Raw genomic sequence first — 242 nt, 5'->3', positions numbered from 1 at the left:
CTTCTCTATCTCTTATATCGCTCTGGACAAAGCGAATTCCTTTTTGCTGCAGCTCGCATCCGATGCGCTGATCTCGTCCCAAGGCCGTTACTTCATAGCCCTCTTCATGCAGCCGATGCACCAGCTTTTGCCCGAGAAAGCCCGTTCCACCCGTGACGAGTACACGCTTGCTCATGGTTTCTTCACATCCTTTTTCGGGAGCCGCTTTCTTCGGCTACAGATGGCGCCTCCCCATTCCATTC

1 protein-coding gene is annotated in these 242 nt (G+C 53.3%); it reads right to left on the bottom strand.

The window, feature by feature from the left end:
• The coding region (locus SB775_RS33170; protein WP_410865543.1) for an NAD-dependent epimerase/dehydratase family protein at positions 1-175 on the bottom strand (175 nt) is incomplete at its 3' end.
• Positions 176-242 lie beyond the last annotated feature (67 nt).

Source organism: Peribacillus sp. SIMBA_075, assembly GCF_046534585.1.
This window is presented reverse-complemented; position numbering and strand designations above follow the sequence as displayed.